Origin of the sequence: uncultured Polaribacter sp., assembly GCF_947501385.1 — a bacterium.
In the GTDB taxonomy this organism is placed as follows: Bacteria; Bacteroidota; Bacteroidia; order Flavobacteriales; family Flavobacteriaceae; genus Polaribacter.
In genome coordinates this window covers 19,170-36,012 of sequence record NZ_CANMVP010000036.1, presented here as the reverse complement: position 1 = coordinate 36,012, position 16,843 = coordinate 19,170, and the positions used below count along the sequence as shown (strand labels likewise).

Annotated in this window: 20 protein-coding genes; 10 read left to right on the top strand and 10 right to left on the bottom strand. The window is 31.1% G+C overall.

The features are described from left to right. Window positions 1-119: 119 nt before the first annotated feature. From Q0998_RS17745 to gldG, 3 genes are all read left to right on the top strand, one after another. Window positions 120-644, top strand: a complete 525-nt coding sequence (locus Q0998_RS17745; RefSeq protein WP_299672304.1) for a GNAT family N-acetyltransferase — start codon at window positions 120-122, stop codon at window positions 642-644. Between the two features lie 392 nt (window positions 645-1,036). Beyond that, window positions 1,037-1,753 (top strand): gliding motility-associated ABC transporter permease subunit GldF, encoded by a 717-nt coding sequence (gene gldF / locus Q0998_RS17740; RefSeq protein WP_299672302.1) that lies wholly within the window; start codon window positions 1,037-1,039, stop codon window positions 1,751-1,753. Further along, on the top strand, window positions 1,746-3,389 hold the full coding sequence (gene gldG / locus Q0998_RS17735) for a gliding motility-associated ABC transporter substrate-binding protein GldG (RefSeq protein ID WP_299672300.1): 1,644 nt from the start codon (window positions 1,746-1,748) through the stop codon (window positions 3,387-3,389). The genes gldF and gldG overlap by 8 nt, the downstream gene beginning before the upstream one ends. 102 nt (window positions 3,390-3,491) lie before the next feature. On the opposite strand, the gene Q0998_RS17730 is transcribed toward gldG, so the two are convergent. Together Q0998_RS17730 and Q0998_RS17725 are read right to left on the bottom strand one after the other, a co-directional pair. Beyond that, the gene (locus tag Q0998_RS17730) at window positions 3,492-4,253 is read right to left on the bottom strand and encodes an NAD(P)H-binding protein (protein ID WP_299672298.1); all 762 of its coding nucleotides are present in this window, start codon (window positions 4,251-4,253) and stop codon (window positions 3,492-3,494) included. Window positions 4,254-4,271: 18 nt separating this feature from the next. Next, window positions 4,272-4,937, bottom strand: a complete 666-nt coding sequence (locus Q0998_RS17725) for an aquaporin (RefSeq protein ID WP_299672296.1) — start codon at window positions 4,935-4,937, stop codon at window positions 4,272-4,274. Window positions 4,938-5,045: 108 nt separating this feature from the next. On the opposite strand from Q0998_RS17725, the gene Q0998_RS17720 reads away from it, so the two are divergent. From Q0998_RS17720 to Q0998_RS17700, 5 genes are all read left to right on the top strand, one after another. Continuing rightward, window positions 5,046-5,894, top strand: coding sequence for a DUF2911 domain-containing protein (locus Q0998_RS17720; RefSeq protein WP_299672294.1), 849 nt, complete (start codon window positions 5,046-5,048; stop codon window positions 5,892-5,894). A gap of 242 nt (window positions 5,895-6,136) precedes the next feature. Beyond that, a complete protein-coding gene (locus Q0998_RS17715; protein WP_299672292.1) occupies window positions 6,137-6,703 on the top strand; it encodes an RNA polymerase sigma factor in 567 nt (188 codons plus the stop codon). Next, entirely contained in the window at window positions 6,693-7,217 is a 525-nt protein-coding gene (locus Q0998_RS17710) for a hypothetical protein (RefSeq protein WP_299672290.1), read from the top strand. Before Q0998_RS17715 ends, Q0998_RS17710 begins: the two co-directional genes overlap by 11 nt. Beyond that, window positions 7,201-8,280, top strand: a complete 1,080-nt coding sequence (locus tag Q0998_RS17705) for a hypothetical protein (RefSeq protein ID WP_299672288.1) — start codon at window positions 7,201-7,203, stop codon at window positions 8,278-8,280. Before Q0998_RS17710 ends, Q0998_RS17705 begins: the two co-directional genes overlap by 17 nt. A 19-nt stretch (window positions 8,281-8,299) precedes the next feature. Then, on the top strand, window positions 8,300-9,034 hold the full coding sequence (locus Q0998_RS17700; protein ID WP_299672286.1) for a head GIN domain-containing protein: 735 nt from the start codon (window positions 8,300-8,302) through the stop codon (window positions 9,032-9,034). A gap of 163 nt (window positions 9,035-9,197) precedes the next feature. Here the strand turns inward: Q0998_RS17700 and Q0998_RS17695 are convergent, their stop codons facing one another. Together Q0998_RS17695 and Q0998_RS17690 are read right to left on the bottom strand one after the other, a co-directional pair. Then, the gene (locus Q0998_RS17695; RefSeq protein WP_299672284.1) at window positions 9,198-10,373 is read right to left on the bottom strand and encodes a GlmU family protein; all 1,176 of its coding nucleotides are present in this window, start codon (window positions 10,371-10,373) and stop codon (window positions 9,198-9,200) included. Window positions 10,374-10,638: 265 nt separating this feature from the next. Further along, entirely contained in the window at window positions 10,639-11,412 is a 774-nt protein-coding gene (locus Q0998_RS17690; RefSeq protein WP_299672282.1) for a choice-of-anchor V domain-containing protein, read from the bottom strand. Window positions 11,413-11,685: 273 nt separating this feature from the next. Between Q0998_RS17690 and Q0998_RS17685 the strand changes: the two genes are divergently transcribed. Both Q0998_RS17685 and Q0998_RS17680 read left to right on the top strand, forming a co-directional pair. After that, window positions 11,686-12,069, top strand: a complete 384-nt coding sequence (locus Q0998_RS17685) for a 6-phosphogluconate dehydrogenase (RefSeq protein ID WP_299672280.1) — start codon at window positions 11,686-11,688, stop codon at window positions 12,067-12,069. Beyond that, the gene (locus tag Q0998_RS17680; RefSeq protein ID WP_299672279.1) at window positions 12,062-12,613 is read left to right on the top strand and encodes an acyl-CoA thioesterase; all 552 of its coding nucleotides are present in this window, start codon (window positions 12,062-12,064) and stop codon (window positions 12,611-12,613) included. The genes Q0998_RS17685 and Q0998_RS17680 overlap by 8 nt, the downstream gene beginning before the upstream one ends. 109 nt (window positions 12,614-12,722) lie before the next feature. Here the strand turns inward: Q0998_RS17680 and Q0998_RS17675 are convergent, their stop codons facing one another. The 6 genes from Q0998_RS17675 to Q0998_RS17650 form a co-directional block, all read right to left on the bottom strand. After that, window positions 12,723-13,145, bottom strand: coding sequence for a thioesterase family protein (locus Q0998_RS17675; RefSeq protein ID WP_299672277.1), 423 nt, complete (start codon window positions 13,143-13,145; stop codon window positions 12,723-12,725). 225 nt (window positions 13,146-13,370) lie between these two features. Further along, on the bottom strand, window positions 13,371-14,228 hold the full coding sequence (locus Q0998_RS17670; protein WP_299672275.1) for a DUF5777 family beta-barrel protein: 858 nt from the start codon (window positions 14,226-14,228) through the stop codon (window positions 13,371-13,373). A 3-nt stretch (window positions 14,229-14,231) separates the two neighbouring features. Further along, a complete protein-coding gene (locus Q0998_RS17665; RefSeq protein WP_299672273.1) occupies window positions 14,232-14,777 on the bottom strand; it encodes a YceI family protein in 546 nt (181 codons plus the stop codon). 14 nt (window positions 14,778-14,791) lie between these two features. Further along, window positions 14,792-15,208, bottom strand: a complete 417-nt coding sequence (locus Q0998_RS17660; protein ID WP_299672271.1) for a hypothetical protein — start codon at window positions 15,206-15,208, stop codon at window positions 14,792-14,794. Window positions 15,209-15,218: 10 nt separating this feature from the next. Further along, a complete protein-coding gene (locus Q0998_RS17655) occupies window positions 15,219-15,563 on the bottom strand; it encodes a cytochrome c (protein WP_299672269.1) in 345 nt (114 codons plus the stop codon). A 151-nt stretch (window positions 15,564-15,714) separates the two neighbouring features. Beyond that, window positions 15,715-16,806, bottom strand: a complete 1,092-nt coding sequence (locus Q0998_RS17650; RefSeq protein WP_299672267.1) for a LytTR family DNA-binding domain-containing protein — start codon at window positions 16,804-16,806, stop codon at window positions 15,715-15,717. Window positions 16,807-16,843: the final 37 nt, after the last annotated feature.

Here is a 16,843-nt window from a genome sequence, read left to right as displayed (position 1 = left end):
TAATAAACCAATTATTACTATTTTTAATAATGAAATAAATAACTAAAAACGGTCAACTCTAATCAGGGAAGTACAAGCAGTAAGCAGTAAGCAGTAAGCAGTAAGCAAAAATAAATATTTTGAACACATTTAACTTTTCTACTTTTCCAAATTTAAAAACAGAAAGACTAAAAATACGTCAAGCAAATTTCGAGGATATAAAAGCTGTTTTCGATTTACGTTCTAGTGAAGAAATTAATAAATTTGTAGCTACAAAAAGAGTTCAAAATTTTGATGAAGCTAAAGATTTTATTATTACATGTAGTGAACAATACCAAAAGAAAAAACGTGTTTTTTGGTTGATTGAATTCGAAAACAAAGTGATTGGTAGCATTGTTTTACACAATGTTTGTTTAGATAATAAGTATGGTGAAATCGGCTATAAATTAAAAATAGCGTTTCAACAAAAAGGATTGATGACTGAAGCGATGCAAGAAGTTTTAAAATTTGGTTTTAAAAAGATGGATTTAAAAACGATTGAAGCGTTTACGCATAAAAATAATATGCCTTCTATCGCGTTATTAGAAAAACACAATTTTGTTTTTCAGTCCGAAAGACGTGATAGAGGTTTTGATGATAATCGAGTTTGGAGAATAATAATTTAGAAAGTATAAATTTGTAAAGAGAACTTATTAAAAACTTCTCGATACAATTTCGTTGAAAAAACGAAATCACTCGAAGTGACAGACTCTGAGGAACTAAAGTAAGCAAAGTTAAGGTATAAGGATAAATGATTAAACTTTAATGATTAAAACAAATTTTAAACCACGATAAAACTAACATACTGTTCACTTGTGATTTTGATCTTTCGTCTAAATTGTATCGAGAATAACTTTGAAAATAATTAATCTAACGACTGTCAGTCTGAGCTTGTCGAAGACTCGAGTAAAAATACTTCGACAAGCTTAGTAAGACATTGTGAGTTTTAATTGTCTTTAGTAAGAAATATAAATTTTGGAATTAAAAACAAGTAAACATACAAATAAACAATTTCACATTGATAGCAATCCTTAAAAAAGAATTCAACTCATTTTTCTCTTCGCCAATTGCCTATTTGGTTATCGGAGTTTTCTTATTGATAAACGGTTTGTTTTTATTTATTTTTAAAGACGATTTTAATATTTTAAATGCAGGTTTTGCAGATATCAATTCGTTTTTCTATTTGGCACCGTGGGTTTTTCTATTCTTAATTCCGGCAATTACTATGAAAAGTTTTGCTGATGAATTTAACAACGGAACCATAGAATTGCTAAAAACAAAACCAATTTCTAATTGGCAAATAGTGCTGGGAAAATTCTGGGCTTCGCTCCTATTGGTCGTTATTGCTATCATTCCAACATTTACCTATGTATTTACCATTTATGAATTAGGAAACCCTGTTGGAAATATCGATTTTGGAAGCACAATAGGGTCCTATATTGGCTTGCTTTTTTTAGCTTCCACCTACACAGCCATTGGATTATTTACTTCAACCTTGTCTAAAAATCAGATTGTGGCTTTTATTTTAGGCGTTTTTATCACTTTTATATTCTTTTATGGTTTTGATGCCATTGCAAATTCCTTCAGTAATAATTTAATGATTCAAAAATTCGGAATTAATGAACATTATAAAAGTATTTCTAGAGGAATTATAGACACTAGAGATCTTATGTATTTTATAAGTGTAACTATTTTCTTTTTATTCATCACTAAAATGCGTTTAGAAAATGAATAAAAACGTAAAAAACATCTCCATTTTAGTCATCGTATTGATTGCTTTAAATTTTGTGAATCAATCTTTTTACAAACGTTTCGATATCACTGCAGACCAACGTTACACACTTTCTGAAACTACAAATACCATTATCTCTAAAGTTGATAGAGATCTTTCTATTAGCGTTTATTTAGAAGGCGATTTTCCATCAGAATTTAAAAGATTACAGCTTGAAACAAGACAATATTTAGAAGAATTAGCGGCAGAAAATCCGAAGATTAAAATCAGTTTCGAAACCCCTGACAATCAGCGTGAAGCATTGATTAAAAAAGGAATGATTCCGAGTCAGTTAACTGTGAAAGAAGATGGCAAATTATCTGAAGCAATTATTTTTCCTTGGGCAGAAATTAATTATGGTAAAAAAACGACAATTGTTTCTTTATTGCCAACTTCCATTGTTGCTTCACAAGAAGAACAACTGCAAAAAGCAATTGAAAATTTAGAATACAGTTTTACCAACGCAATTAATATTGTGACGCAAAAGCAACGTAAAAAAGTGGCGATGCTTACTGGAAATGGAGAATTATCAGACCTCTATCAATATAGCTTTTTAAGTGAAGTTGCAAAAAAATACAGACTGGCAAAATTCACGTTAGATTCTGTAACTGATAATCCGCAACAAACATTAGAAGATTTTTTGAATTTAGATTTGGCAATTATTGCAAAACCAACTGAAAAGTTCACCGAAAAAGAAAAGTTTGTGCTAGATCAATTTATAGCAAATGGTGGTAAAACATTATGGATGTTAGACAATGTGCAAGCAGACCAAGATAGTTTAAGTAAAACTGGTAAAATGCTTGTGTATCCTAGAGATTTAAACCTTACAGATTTGTTATTTACATACGGAGTTCGGTTAAATACAAGCTTAATTAAAGATTTGTATGCAGCTCAAATTCCTGTGGCAACTGGGCAAGTTGGCAATCAAACTCAGTTTAAAAATTTAGATTGGTTTTACCATCCTTTGGTTGGCGGAAACCCCAATCATTCCATTACAAAAAATGTTTCTCCTGTAAGGTTACAATTTGCAAACCAAATTGATACACTTAAAAACAACATTAAAAAAATACCTTTATTAGTAAGCTCTCTATTAACGCAAAAAATAGGAACACCTACAATTATAGCGTTGCAAACAATTGCTGATGAAGTTGTTGAAACAGATTATAATAACGGAAATCAATTATTTGCTGTGTTGTTGGAAGGTGAATTTAATTCAGCCTATAAAAACCGAGTAAAACCTTTTGAAACATCCCTTTTTAGAGAAAAATCACAAGGAAATAAAATGGTGATTATTGCAGATGGTGATGTTGGAAAAAACCAAATTCTAAAAGAAAAACCCTATGATTTAGCCAGAGACAAATGGACTGGACAGCAATTCGGAAATAAAGATTTCTTACTAAATGCTGTAGATTATTTGTTAGATGATGCTGGTTTGATGCGTTTGAGAAACAAAACGCTACAAATACGAATGTTAGACAAACAAAAAGCATTTAAAGAACGTACTTTTTGGCAGTTTTTAAATGTGGTTTTACCGCTCATTTTATTACTTGGATTTGGATTTGTTTTTAATTATTTTCGAAAACGAAAGTATTCTAAATAGTTTACTAAATTTTTTCCGCAAAGATTCGCAGAGAAGTTTCGCAGAGGTTCGCAAAGTATTTAAAATTAGAGTATTTTCCCCTTTGGGGAATTAAAGAGGCTCTTAAATCTCCATCAAATTATTATGAATAAACTCATAATCTAAAACGTTTTGCAATTTTTTAGAACTGATAATTTTCCATTGATAGGTTTCATTTTCTTCAAAAATTGGCGCTTCTAAACCTTTGCTCATTTTTGCATTTACGTAAAACGCTTCTCTAGTTGGATGATGATTCACACAGGCATTAAAAGTGGTATTCCAGCAATTTTGAGCAATAATAGTGTGTATAATCTCCATACAATCTTCTCTGTGAATCATGTTGACAAAACCTTTTGGTCGCGGAATTTTTTTATCATTTTTAAACCAATTTGCAGGATGTCTGTCTCCACCAAATAAACCTGCAAAACGAAGGATCGTCGTTTCAAAAAAATCATTGTTTCTAAATAAATTTTCAATTTCTGTTAGCGGAGTGTCTAAAACCGCATCTTCTTCTGTCATCTTTTTATTAATTCTAGGATATACAGAAGTAGAACTAATAAAAATCACTTTTTGAACTGATGAATTCTGAATCTGAGAAATTAGATTTTCAAATCCGTCAACATCTTTAGAAGTGATGGCAATGATTAAAATATCGGTATTTAAAAATGCATCAAATTCTTCAAATTCAGAAATATTCACTAAATATGCCTCTATTCCTAGAATTTCTAGAGCTTCCATTTTTTCTTCTGTAGTAGTAGAACCTTTCACAGAAAAACCTTCCTCTAAAAAAGAAGTAGCCAAGGGTTTTCCTAACCAGCCACAACCTAAAATACTAATATTCTTCAAACTAAAATTTGGTATTAATTAACAATTTGTTGTATCACAACAATCATCGTCCTTTATCAATTTACACGAAACTACTGCCAACAAAGCACCTAAAATGGGTGCTAAAATATACAACCAAAGACCTTCTATATTTCCAGAAACCATATTTGGCGCAATAGAACGTGCTGGATTCATAGAAGCATTTGTAATTGGACCAGCAAACATGGCTTCCAATAAAATGACTCCACCTACTGCAATTCCAGCAATAATACCCATTTCTTTACTTCCTGTTGAAACATTTATAATGACTACCATTAAGAAAAATGTTAGGAGTAATTCTAATACAAAGGCTCGCCAAACAGTAACGGTTGGTATGGTTGCACCTAAATTTTCACTTTCAGGAAATAAAAACCACAATAGGAAACTGGCTGCAAATGCGCCTAAAATTTGAGCAACAATATATTTAGGAACTTCTTTCCATGCAAACTTTTTAGCATAGGCAAAAGCAATAGAAACTGCAGGATTAAAATGTGCGCCAGAAGTTTCACCAAAAGCGTAAATCATTGCCATCACAATCAAGCCCCACGTAATGGCAATGCCAACATGTGTTACTTCGCCTCCAGTAACTTCATTCACGGCCATTGCTCCTGTTCCACAAAAAATCATCGAAAAAGTTCCAATGAATTCAGCTATATATTTTTTCATTTTTATAATTAAAGCACAAAGATACGTTGGTTTATTTTAAGCTTTTGTTAACATTTGTCGTTTTTTGAAGTCGTAATTTTGAAAGAACTAATACTAAATTTACAAATCATGAAAAAAATTATACTAAGTCTGTTTTTACTTGCACTAGCATATACTACAAATGCACAAATTGAAACACCTGCACCGAGTCCGTCACAAAAGATCGAACAAAAAGTAGGTTTAACAGATATTACTTTAGAATATTCTAGACCAAGTATGAAAGGCAGAAAAATCTTTGGTGGTTTAGAAGACTTCGGAAAAGTTTGGAGAACTGGCGCAAACGCGAATACAAAATTGACGTTTTCTACCGATGTTATGATTGATGGAAAAACTTTAAAAGCAGGAACCTATGCCTTGTATACCATTCCTGGTGAAAAAACTTGGGACATTATTTTATATTCGGATGCAACCAATTGGGGAACTCCAGCAAAATGGGATGAATCTAAGGTAGCCGCCAAAGTAAATGCTGCAACACTAGATGTTCCTATGGATATTGAAACCTTTACCATTAGTTTTGACGATTTAACCAACAGTTCTGCTGTTTTAGGAATTATGTGGGAAAATACCTATGTAGGTTTAAAAATTGAAACTCCTACAGATAAGATGGTTTCTAAAAGTATTGATAAAATCATGAACGGACCTACGGCAAACGATATGTATGGTGCAGCTGTTTATTATTTACAAGCAGGAAAAGACATCAATCAAGCACAAATGTGGATTGACAAAGCTGTTGAAATGACTGCGGATGCTCCAAAATTTTGGTTTTTACGTCAGCAATCTTTGATCCATGCAAAAGCAGGAAAAACAGCAAGTGCCATTGCTGCTGCAAAAATGTCTTTAAAATATGCAGAAAAAGCAAACAATGCTGGTTATGTAAAGATGAACAAAACGTCTTTAAAAGAATGGGGGGCCATGTAAATTGTTTTTATTTTTTATAAAATAGTTAAAATCTCAAGTGAAAGCTTGAGATTTTTTTTGTGGAATTTATTTGGTTTGTTTCTAAACTCACCTTATATTTAAATTTAGGGAAAATTCTATAAATCAACTTCAATCTTCATTAATACCCTACCAAAGCCCATCCAAATAAAAAAGTTTACTTTTATTTCTACAAAAGTGTCACAAATTAAAAACAAATTTGTCTCTAGAATAGAAACGTTTTATTGAAGACCAATCAACCACATATAACCAACCTTTTAGAACGCTGTAAAAAAGACGATAAAAATGCGCAGCTAGAATTGTACAAATGCTATTACAAAGCAATGTACAATGCAGCACATCGTATTTTAAAAGACGCATTTGAAGCAGAAGATATCATGCAAGAAGCCTTTTTAACGGTCTTCACAAAAATGCATACCTATAAAGGCGAAGTAACATTTGGTGCGTGGTTAAAAAGAATTGTGATCAATAAGAGTTTGACCCAATTAAAAAAGAACAACAGGTATCAAGAAGTAAAAATGGAAGTAATTCCTACAGAGGAAGCGGAAAATGAAAGCATTGATTATTCTGGTTTAAAAGCAAGCAATGTATTTAGTTGCTTACAGAGTTTAAAAGAAAATTACAGAATCATTTTAAACTTGCATTTAATTGAAGGTTATGATTACGAAGAAATTAGTCAAATATTAGGCTATACCAATGAAAATGTGAGAACTACCGTTTCTAGAGCAAAAAAGAAATTAAAGCAAGTACTACTTGCAAATAACATACAAACACAAGGATATGGAAGATAAATTACATCATTTTTTTTCTGAAAATAATTTCAATTTAGAAGAACCGAACGCTGGACATTTAGAACGTTTCGAACGCAGATTAAACTCGTCAAAAAGCCAAAAGAAAACCTCTTGGAAATGGTTAAGTGTAGCGGCTTCTGTCGTTTTAATTTTCGGATTTTGGCTAGGCAGCAACCATCAGAAAAGACAACTAGATTTGGCAGATGTTTCGCCAAAAATGGAAGAAGTACAAAACTATTTTGTGTCTACCATCAATCAAGAAATTAAAACTTTAGAAAAAAACAGAAGTTTAGAAACAGAAACCATCATAGAAAGTGCTTTAGACGAATTGGAAGAACTAGAAGACAATTACAAAATTTTTATTCATGAGTTGACTAAAAACGGAAAGCACAGAAGAATTATTAGTGCAATGATAAAAAATTACCAAAGACGCTTAGATATTTTAGAAAGAACTCTAAAACAAATAGATCAAATAAAGAATCCTAATACTATAAAAAATGAAATCTATCTATAAAATTACATTTTTACTCCTGTTGCTCCCCATAATTGCAAACGCAAATAATGATGAAAAGCGACATGAGAAAACAAAAAAAGTTAAAAAAGCATACAATGTAAACTCAGATGCTAAGGTGCTTTTAAACAATAGATATGGTGACTTAAACATTACAACTTGGGACAAAAACCGTGTAGAAATTGAAGTAATCATTACCGTAAAGGGAGACGATTTAGATGAAGTTGAAACAAAGCTAAACTCTATTAGAATCGCATTCAGTGCAAGTGCATCTTACGTGGAAGCTGAAACCCTATTTGGTGAAAAGAAAAGCAATTGGTCTTGGTGGGGAAAAAGTAAAAACACCAATTACAAAATCAATTATATTGTTAAAATGCCAAAAACCAATTCTGTAGATTTAGATAACGATTATGGTAGCATTTATTTAGGAAATTTATCTGGTAAAGCAGCTATTCATTGCGATTATGGCAAAATTGCTATTGGAGAATTATTAGCAGACAACAATACGATTAATTTAGATTACTGTTCTAGTTCTTCCATTAGAGCTATGAAAAGTGGAAATATCAATATTGATTATTCAAAACTGACCATAGAAAACTCTGAAAACATTAAATTGAATGCAGATTATTCAACATTAAAATTCGACAAAGCGGGTGTTATTGATTTTAATTTAGATTATGGCGCCATTACCGTAAATGATGTTGAAAATATCAATGGAAATTCAGATTACGTAACGATGCGTTTTGGAACTGTTAGAAAAAATTTAACCATAGACACCGATTATGGTTCTTTAACCATAAAAAACCTAAAGGATGATTTTGAAAACGTTGGTATTTCTGGTCAGTATACGGGTATAAGAATTGGAGTAGAAAGTGGTATTTCTTTCAATTTTGAAATTGATTTACAATACAGTAGTTTTAAAAGAAATGATGATCATATCGAAATGTATAAAAGTATTTCAAAATCTACAAAAAAATACTACGAAGGCAAATATGGCCAAGGAAATACAAAGGCTACACTAAGAGTAAACTCTCAATATGGTAGCGTAAGAATTGAAGAAAATTAACATCCTAAAAATAAAAATGATGACCAAAAAAATACTTTTAGCTAGTATCTTATTAACACTTACTTTTTCTGTGAACGCACAAAATTGGTGGGGAAAAAGCAAGAAAATTAAAGGAAACGGAACGATTGTTACTGTAAATAGAACAACATCTAATTATAATGGTATTGCAGCTGGTGGCTCTTTTGATGTACTTCTTGTCAAAGGAAAAGAAGGCAACATTACTATTGAAGGCGAAGAAAATATCATTCCATATATTGAAACAGAAGTCAGTGGAGGAACTTTGAAAATAAAATATAAAAAAAACACAAACATTAGAACAACAAAAAGATTAACAGTAACCGTACCCGTAGATGATATTGAAAGTGTTGCTTTAGGGGGGTCTGGAAATATTTCTAGTAAAACAACTTTAAAAGCAAACGATTTTAATGTAAATTTAGGGGGTTCTGGAAATATCGAACTACACATAGATTCAGACGAAATAAGCACTAATATTGGCGGTTCTGGGAACATCAACCTAAAAGGAACTACAAACCAATTAAAATGTTCTATTGCAGGCTCTGGAAGTATCAGAGCTTATCATTTAACTACAGAAGAACTAAATGCTACCATTGCGGGCTCTGGAAGTATAAAAACAACGGTAAATAATAAAATAAAAGCAAAATTGGTAGGTTCTGGAAGTATTTATTATAAAGGAAACCCAAAACATATTGATAGTAAATCTGTAGGCTCAGGGAGTATTGTAGAAAGAAATTAAGTGGCTGTTCTCCTTTTTGAGTAATTCATATAAAAAACCGTAAAATGTAGCTACATTTTACGGTTTTTTATATATTTCAGACTCAGTTTTTAAAAAACTATTACATGCTCAGTTTGCCGTTGGTTGAAAAGAGTGCAAGTTCTTATTTTCAAAATTTAGAAATCTAATAATTTCGATATTGTTTTGTTTCTTCAAAAACATGTGCTAGAATTTTTTTATCCATTTCTTCAAACTCCAAGCTTTTTCTTTTTAAAACAGCCATTGCCACTTCGTATACTTTGTTCATTTGAAAAATTGTAAAACCAGATGCGCCTCCCCAACTAAAAGAGGGAATAAAATTTCTTGGAAATCCGCTCCCGAAAAGATTCACACTTACACCAATTACAGTTCCAGTGTTAAACATGGTATTTATGCCGCATTTAGAATGGTCTCCCATCATCAATCCACAAAACTGCAATCCTGTCTTGGCAAAATTACCAGATTCATAATTCCATAGTTTTACTTCTGTATAGTTGTTTTTTAAATTCGAGTTGTTGGTGTCTGCACCTAAATTACACCATTCACCCAAAACAGCATTTCCTAAATAACCATCGTGTCCTTTGCTAGTATATCCAAATAAAACGGAATTGTTTATTTCTCCGCCTACTTTACAATAAGGTCCTAATGTGGTATCTCCGTAAATTTTTGTGCCCATTTTAACCACTGCATGCTCTCCCATTGCAAATGGACCTCTTATAGAAGAATTTTCCATAATTAAAGCATCTTTCCCAATATAAATAGGACCAGCTGAAGCATTTAAAGTAGCAAAAACAATTGTTGCTCCTTCTTCAATAAAAATATTTTCTTTATTTAAAACTTGAACACCTTCTGGTATGGGTTCTGAAGTTCTATCTTCTGTAATTAAATCGAAATCTTCTTGAATTGCTTTTCCATTGAAAGAAAAAATATCCCAAGTATTTTTTATTTGAATGATTTCTTCATCAAATTCAATATGCGTATACTCCTCAAAATTTACTTCTTCTTGAGAATCTGTCGTATAGAATGCAATGACGTCTTCACCTTTAAAAATAGCTTCGTTTTTAGAAAGGTTTCTTACTTTTTCAACCAAAGATGTTGTAGGACAAAAAGAAGCATTTATTAAAATATTTTCTTCCATTTCTACCATAGGAAATTTTTCCTCTAAGTATGCTTCAGTAATTGTTGTAGTGGTTAAACCCAAATGTTTTTCCCATTTTTCTCTAATGGTTAAAATCCCTATTCTAATGTCTGCAACGGGTCTTGTATATGTAAATGGCAATAATGATTTTCTAACATCACTATCAAATAAAATGTAGTTCATTTTCTATTTTTTGAAGTCGCACAAATTTACTTTAAAAAAAAATACAAAAAAAACCGATTGCAATAAATACAATCGGTTTTTAACAATGAACTCGTCTTGACTTTTTCTATTTCCTAAAAAATGGCTAAAATTCGCTCATATTTCGTTACTTTTTTTATGCGTAGCGATGCTATGCCTTTCAAAAAGTGTCTCATCTGAACAAATTTCAACTCATTTTCGGTTAAAAACAAAAAATCAAGATGAGTTCAATAAAAAAAATCCCCCGTTAATTTTTTATAAATTGCTGACTTCCAATTTTATCATCTGTCACCACTTTTAAAAGATACACACCTGCACTTAAATTGGCAACCTCAATTTTATTATTTAAAGTTGTTATTTTTTTAGACAACGCCAATCTTCCTACATAATCATAAAAATCTACCACAGCAGTATTTGCACCAGAAGGCAATTGAATGGTTACATTTTCTGAAGAAGGATTAGGAAACATATCAAAATTTAAACGTTTTGCTTCTGAAATTCCTAAAACGGTAGCTCCTGAGGTACTTGTTAGCGCAACCTTATCTCCAGCACCATTATTACCATCTCCATTTGCCACCACTGCAGCTGCATAAAATTTAATATTTCCAGCGTCTGTAGCTGGAGATTTCCAAGTAAAAGACCAAGAGTTATTATCAGAATTACTATGAGTTATTCTTAACTTATCTGTAGTAGTTCTAGAGCCTGTACCCGCCGTAAATGCACCCACTTTTGTATTCGAAGCGTTTTCTGCAACCATTTGAAAGCCACCAGCCGCAGAAGAAGTAGCATTAACTGAAACTGTATAATTTGTATTCAATTCGTATCCACCAGCAGGAATGTTCGTTGTAATATTTGCAGACACACCAACTGATCCTCCTGTATGACATCCTGCACATGAGTTACCACCATCTCCTGGTGATCCACTTCTTCCAGCTGTTATTCCACCAGAATTAGACATTAGTAACAAAGCAGTAACAGGGATTGCTAGCAATAAGAATTTAAAAAGGTAGTTTTTTTTCATTTTGATTCTGTTTAAATTAGTTAAATAGTTGGTTTTGTAATTGTAAAAATTTCCTAAAAATACCAAATTATTCTTATTAATTTCTAATATTTAATGTTAAAAATTTATAATAATCGTCCAAATTGTAATTTTTATTCAATTATGTAAATAAAGAGATTCTTTAACGATGACACAATAAATATTACTTAAAAAAGGAAAAAAAGCACTTAAAGAGGAAAAATAAATGCTGAATAATTCTTCTCTTACTAAAAATTAGATTTGTATTTTTGAAATATGAAAAAAATCATAGGTGTTTTAGTGAGTTCTTTAATCATACTAACTGTTTTGTATTATGTATTGGTCTATTTTATTACCTATAGTACCGGAGTAAGATCTGGTGAGTTGATAAAAATTAGTAGAAAAGGTGTTTTAGTAAAAACGTGGGAAGGAGAAATTAGCCAAGGAATTTCTGGTGCACAGATTTTTTCTTTTTCTGTGGAAGACAAAAATAAAAAAGTGATTGAAAATTTACAGAAATACCAAGGAAAATACGTGAAGTTGTCTTATAAAGAACGCTACGCAACTTTCTTTTGGTTGGGAGATACCAAATATTTTATTACCAAAGTAACACAAGAAAATTCGCCTCATTTTAGAGGTAAAAACAATGTAGATGAATAAAAAGTTTAAAGAGATTAAAGATTCTCAGTTAACCATTACTGAATTAATGTTGCCTTCGCATTCTAATTTTAGCGGTAAAATTCATGGCGGGCATATTCTAAATCTGATGGATCAAATTGCATTTGCTTGCGCTTCTAAGCATTCAGGAAATTATTGTGTTACCGCTTCTGTAAATAAAGTCGATTTTTTAAATCCTATAGAAGTTGGTGAGTTATTAACCTTAAAAGCTTCTGTAAATTATACCGGTAGAACCTCTATGGTGGTTGGCTTGCGAGTAGAATCTGAAAATATTAGAACTGGCAATACAAAGCATTGTAATTCTTCTTATTTTACGATGGTTGCGAAAGATGATGATGGAAAAAGTACACCAATTCCTGGTATCATCTTAACCTGTAAAGACGAAATTAGACGGTATGCCCGATCTATTGTAAGGCAAAATGAAGGACGAAACAGAACCTCTCGTTTTAGTAGCAAAGTTTTTAAAATTGAAGATTATTTAGCGCTTTTAGAACAAAGCAATTCTAAAATTAAGCTGAAAAAATAGCAATATTCACTTATTCACTTCAACCTAAAAAATGTAAATTCGCTAGATACTGAACTGATAAACAAAACATTAAAATCATACTGCATCAGTTTTAACGTTGATAGAAAAACTAACCAACTCTTCTAAATTTTTGATTGTTCAAGAAATGTTTTGCAATTGTTTTTGGTGGTTTTACAGATTCCCAAGAACTATAATCGAACCAAAAAAGTGCGCTATTTATGGTTGCACAAAGTTCCTTTTTTTGATTGTAAAAATGAACTTCTATCGTCATTTTCTTTTCACACAAACCCAATTCTTTACAATCTAATTCTATAGAAAATGGTTGTGTAAACATTAAATAGTTGTGATGCTTAATTTGAGCATTACTTTTTTGAACCCCCACTTTTAAAGTATTCATTTTCAGTTTTGCAAAACCATTTACGAAAAGAAAGGTATCAAATAATTTAGAAGCGTAATTTAAAAATGCCGCGTTTTGCATCACCATAAAATCATTTACATCTTCGCCTTTCACTGTATAAGTTCTTTGAAACATGCCTGTATGGTTTTAGTACTCTTCTGTATAAAAACAGAAAAATAGAGATTAAAAATAGCTTGTTGTATTATTTTTTGATAATGAATTTGTAAAATACAACAAAGCTATTTCTCAATAATTATTTTTGAAATTTGGTTTCATTGCACAATTAATTTGCGCATACACACCACTGAAATGATCATTTTATTGGAAATTCGAACTTAAATAAAGAGAAGCTATTTTCGATTAAAAAGTCCTCGAAAGGTTGAATCCTAAATGAATGTCTCCACCAAAAAAGTTACCAGTAGTTTCTGTGATAAATCCTTTTTCTATCATGGTAATTGCGTTTGATAGAATGATTTGAAAAACATGCCCACCAGTTTCTATATCGACACCAAAAGCCAAAGAATTTCTAGCGTTAATAGATTCTAGTTTGTTAAACTGTTGGTAATATTCTGCATTTAAAGAAACTCTTTTATTCAACTTTACTCTTGTACCAAAACCCAAGGCAAAAATATCATGCGGATCTGCTGCTATCGCAGTTAAATTTCTATGCACATAAGTTGGTGTTAGTTGAATTGACACAGAAGAATTCAATTTTTTTGCCACTAAAACTTGCCCAACATAAAACAAACTTTCTGCAAAAGATCTTTCGTTACCCGCAATTGCTTTCTGGCTTTTTGCTGCAATACTTCCAAAAAGAGAAACAGCAAACGGAAAAGAATTTGCGCCTGTTCTTTGTTTTAGCAAACTGTACTTTAAGAAACCATCGTAGGTTTTCTCAAAACTACTTCTTCCCAAACCTGCAGTTAAATTATCTGTTAAGCCGTATTCAAAAGAAAAACGAATATTAGATTGATCTAAACCAAAAAGTTCTTCAAAACCGGTATTTACTCTTCCGAATCTGTGAGAAATGATAAATTCTAATTCTTTGTCTTTTCTATTTTCAATCGAATGTCCGTTTACAATTCTAGTTCCTTTAAAAGTAGCAGTTACTACGTTTTCTGTTTCTGATGTTTCAGCATCTAAAACATCTAGCAAATCTTGTGAAGAAAGTTGTAAACTAAAAAAAATTATGAATGTTGTTAATAGCCTATTTTTCATGTTTTACTTTTTGTATGGTTTGTGATTAAAATTAAAGTTTACTTTAATTTTCTTTGCAATATTATTTTTTACAACAGCAGGAATTTCTATTCCAAAATCTGCCAATTCTACAAAGAATTCTCCCGTCATTAAAATGGAATCTGCAGTTTTTAAAGTAGTTGCTTCAATGGTAATTTCTTTGGTTTTACCATGTATGGTTAAATTTCCTTTTACTTGTGTTTTTGTTTTTGAATCTCCAATCGCATCAAAATTTAAAAGATCTCCTTTAAAAGTTGCTTTTGGATATCTATCTGATTCTACATAATTTTCATTAAAATGTTCTTGCATTAATGCTTTTTCGAACATAAAAGATTTCATTAAAATAGAAATAGCCATTTGTCCATTAGCAGCATCTACAATACTTAATACTTGATTGTTTTTTGCCTCAATATTTTCCATTGGCGAAGTCGAGAAGAAAGAGATGGTTCCGTTTTTAGTTAAAAAACGTTCTTGACTATTACTTATTGCTACAAAGAAGAGGCAAGCTAACACGGTATATATAATTTTCATTTTGTTTGTTTTTATTAGTTGATGAATTCACATTTAATCAGTACAACATCCATCAAGAAACCTGTACAGATTCCTTTCAATTTTAAGGTTTGTCCTACTTTAACGGTATGTATTTTTTTAGTTGCTTCTGTTGATAAATGGCATAAAACACTTGCAAAATCATCATTTGTTTTTAAGGTGATGATTCCTTTTTCATTTGCTGTTTTTACTTCAGAAACAATTCCTTCTACTTGTATTATTTTTTCTAAATATTTGGTATTTGCCATTGTTTCATCCGAAGAAAAATCTTCTAAAATGGTATTTGCTGTTAAAGTAATGTCTGCACTTTCATCAGCAACATTTACATGGGGTTTGTGATACATTTTATAGGCAACAAACACGCCTAAAAGTCCTAAAATTAAAATTCCGATGATGATTTTTTTTGTTTTCATATCCTCTATTTTAATTATCTAAAGCACCTTCGTCTACCCAGTCTACAATGGTTTTTATTTGTGCTGGTGTTAACGTAGTACCTTGCGGCATTCTGCCACTAGCAACTTCATTTTTTACAGAAGATGCGTTTGCACTAATTGTTGCATAACTTGTTAATTCTGGAGAGTTTCCTCCTGCACCATGACAAGAAATACATCTACCGTCTATAATTGGTTTTACAGCATCCTTAAAAGATACTTTTGCGTCTACCGGTGGCTCTTCTAATTCTTCTTCAACGTTTGAAATACAGGAGCCAAAAAAGATTCCTAAAGAAAGGATTAGGAACGTTGTTCTAATTTTTTGATTGAAATTCATTTTAATTGGATTTAAAATTAATAGGGTAAAGAAACTAAATGAAGCCATTATAGCGCTAATTTACTTTCGTGAGAAGGAAAAAAAATCCTTAAAAAGGAAAAAATAGGCTTGAATAGTTCTTTCATTTTATCATTTTTTTTAAATAAGCTATTTACATATTTAACCATTGCTTAAATTCTGCAGCTTTATTTTTACTGATAATTATTTCTTCGGAAGTTTTAGATTGTAATAAAATCTTAAGCTGACTATTTCCGTATTTTATAATTTTATCGATGGCTGTGATGCTAATGATAAACTGTCTGTTTGCTCTAAAAAACAATGCCGCATCTAAATTGGTGTGCATATCATCTAAACTTGTATTGGTTGTAGATCTTTTTCCGTTAAAACACACCACATAAGTAATGGTATTTTCTGTATAAATATAGGCAATTTCTTTGATAGGAATGGGAACTAGTTCATTTCTAACATAGGTTAAAATTCTTTGCTTACCTTTTTCTGTAGTATCTCCGGTAGCCTCTTCTTGGGCAACTTCTACCACTTTTTCTCTATAAGAAGCCAAATCGATATTCAATTTAGAAAGGTTTACAACTTCTGATGTTAAAGTTGAATTTTTTAACTCTAATTGTTTTTCATAAGCGCTTCCAATAAAACGTACCGCTAAAAAAGACAATACAATAATCAATATTCCCATTAGTAAGAAAATGAGATAAAAATTGACTTTTAATGCATTCATTTGTGCAGCAATACGATTCATATTTACATTTGCAGCAACAATTAAATCGGCATTTTTTAAAGGTGAAATGTATATAATTTCTGAAGTACTTTCATCAGAAGCATTTCTATTTACTAAGAGTTCATACAAATCTTCTGAATTGTTTTTCTCTTCTAAAGAAGCCAATAACGTCTGGTTAGAATTTACTGTTTGACCCACTTTTGTAATATCTGGATGGCAAACCTCTTTCCCGCTCCAATTAAAAACACTTATAAACCAGCTATCTGTATTAGAGTCTGCAATTACTTTTTGGGTATTTTTTACAACCTCTTTTTTAGAAATATCTTTAGAGAATTCATAATCTAAAAACCGTGCCACTTCATTTGCTTCTCTCTTACTAGATTCTACTTGAACTTCTATTAATTGATTTGCGCTGGCTTTGATAAAATATTGAACAGCAATAGATGCAGTTAACAGAAAAATTACGGCAATAGATAAGAAGGTTAAAAAATAAAGTCTGTCTTTTTTCATTCTTAATTATAGAAATTTAAAAAGCTAAAATTAACGT

Coding starts and splice junctions, on each gene's coding strand:
- gldG (WP_299672300.1), top strand. CDS start 1,746: ATGAATAAAAACGTAAAAAACATCTCCATTTTAGTCATCGTATTGATT.
- Q0998_RS17725 (WP_299672296.1), bottom strand. CDS start 4,937: ATGAAAAAATATATAGCTGAATTCATTGGAACTTTTTCGATGATTTTT.
- Q0998_RS17720 (WP_299672294.1), top strand. CDS start 5,046: ATGAAAAAAATTATACTAAGTCTGTTTTTACTTGCACTAGCATATACT.
- Q0998_RS17710 (WP_299672290.1), top strand. CDS start 6,693: ATGGAAGATAAATTACATCATTTTTTTTCTGAAAATAATTTCAATTTA.
- Q0998_RS17705 (WP_299672288.1), top strand. CDS start 7,201: ATGAAATCTATCTATAAAATTACATTTTTACTCCTGTTGCTCCCCATA.
- Q0998_RS17700 (WP_299672286.1), top strand. CDS start 8,300: ATGACCAAAAAAATACTTTTAGCTAGTATCTTATTAACACTTACTTTT.
- Q0998_RS17695 (WP_299672284.1), bottom strand. CDS start 10,373: ATGAACTACATTTTATTTGATAGTGATGTTAGAAAATCATTATTGCCA.
- Q0998_RS17690 (WP_299672282.1), bottom strand. CDS start 11,412: ATGAAAAAAAACTACCTTTTTAAATTCTTATTGCTAGCAATCCCTGTT.
- Q0998_RS17685 (WP_299672280.1), top strand. CDS start 11,686: ATGAAAAAAATCATAGGTGTTTTAGTGAGTTCTTTAATCATACTAACT.
- Q0998_RS17680 (WP_299672279.1), top strand. CDS start 12,062: ATGAATAAAAAGTTTAAAGAGATTAAAGATTCTCAGTTAACCATTACT.
- Q0998_RS17675 (WP_299672277.1), bottom strand. CDS start 13,145: ATGTTTCAAAGAACTTATACAGTGAAAGGCGAAGATGTAAATGATTTT.
- Q0998_RS17670 (WP_299672275.1), bottom strand. CDS start 14,228: ATGAAAAATAGGCTATTAACAACATTCATAATTTTTTTTAGTTTACAA.
- Q0998_RS17665 (WP_299672273.1), bottom strand. CDS start 14,777: ATGAAAATTATATATACCGTGTTAGCTTGCCTCTTCTTTGTAGCAATA.
- Q0998_RS17660 (WP_299672271.1), bottom strand. CDS start 15,208: ATGAAAACAAAAAAAATCATCATCGGAATTTTAATTTTAGGACTTTTA.
- Q0998_RS17655 (WP_299672269.1), bottom strand. CDS start 15,563: ATGAATTTCAATCAAAAAATTAGAACAACGTTCCTAATCCTTTCTTTA.
- Q0998_RS17650 (WP_299672267.1), bottom strand. CDS start 16,806: ATGAAAAAAGACAGACTTTATTTTTTAACCTTCTTATCTATTGCCGTA.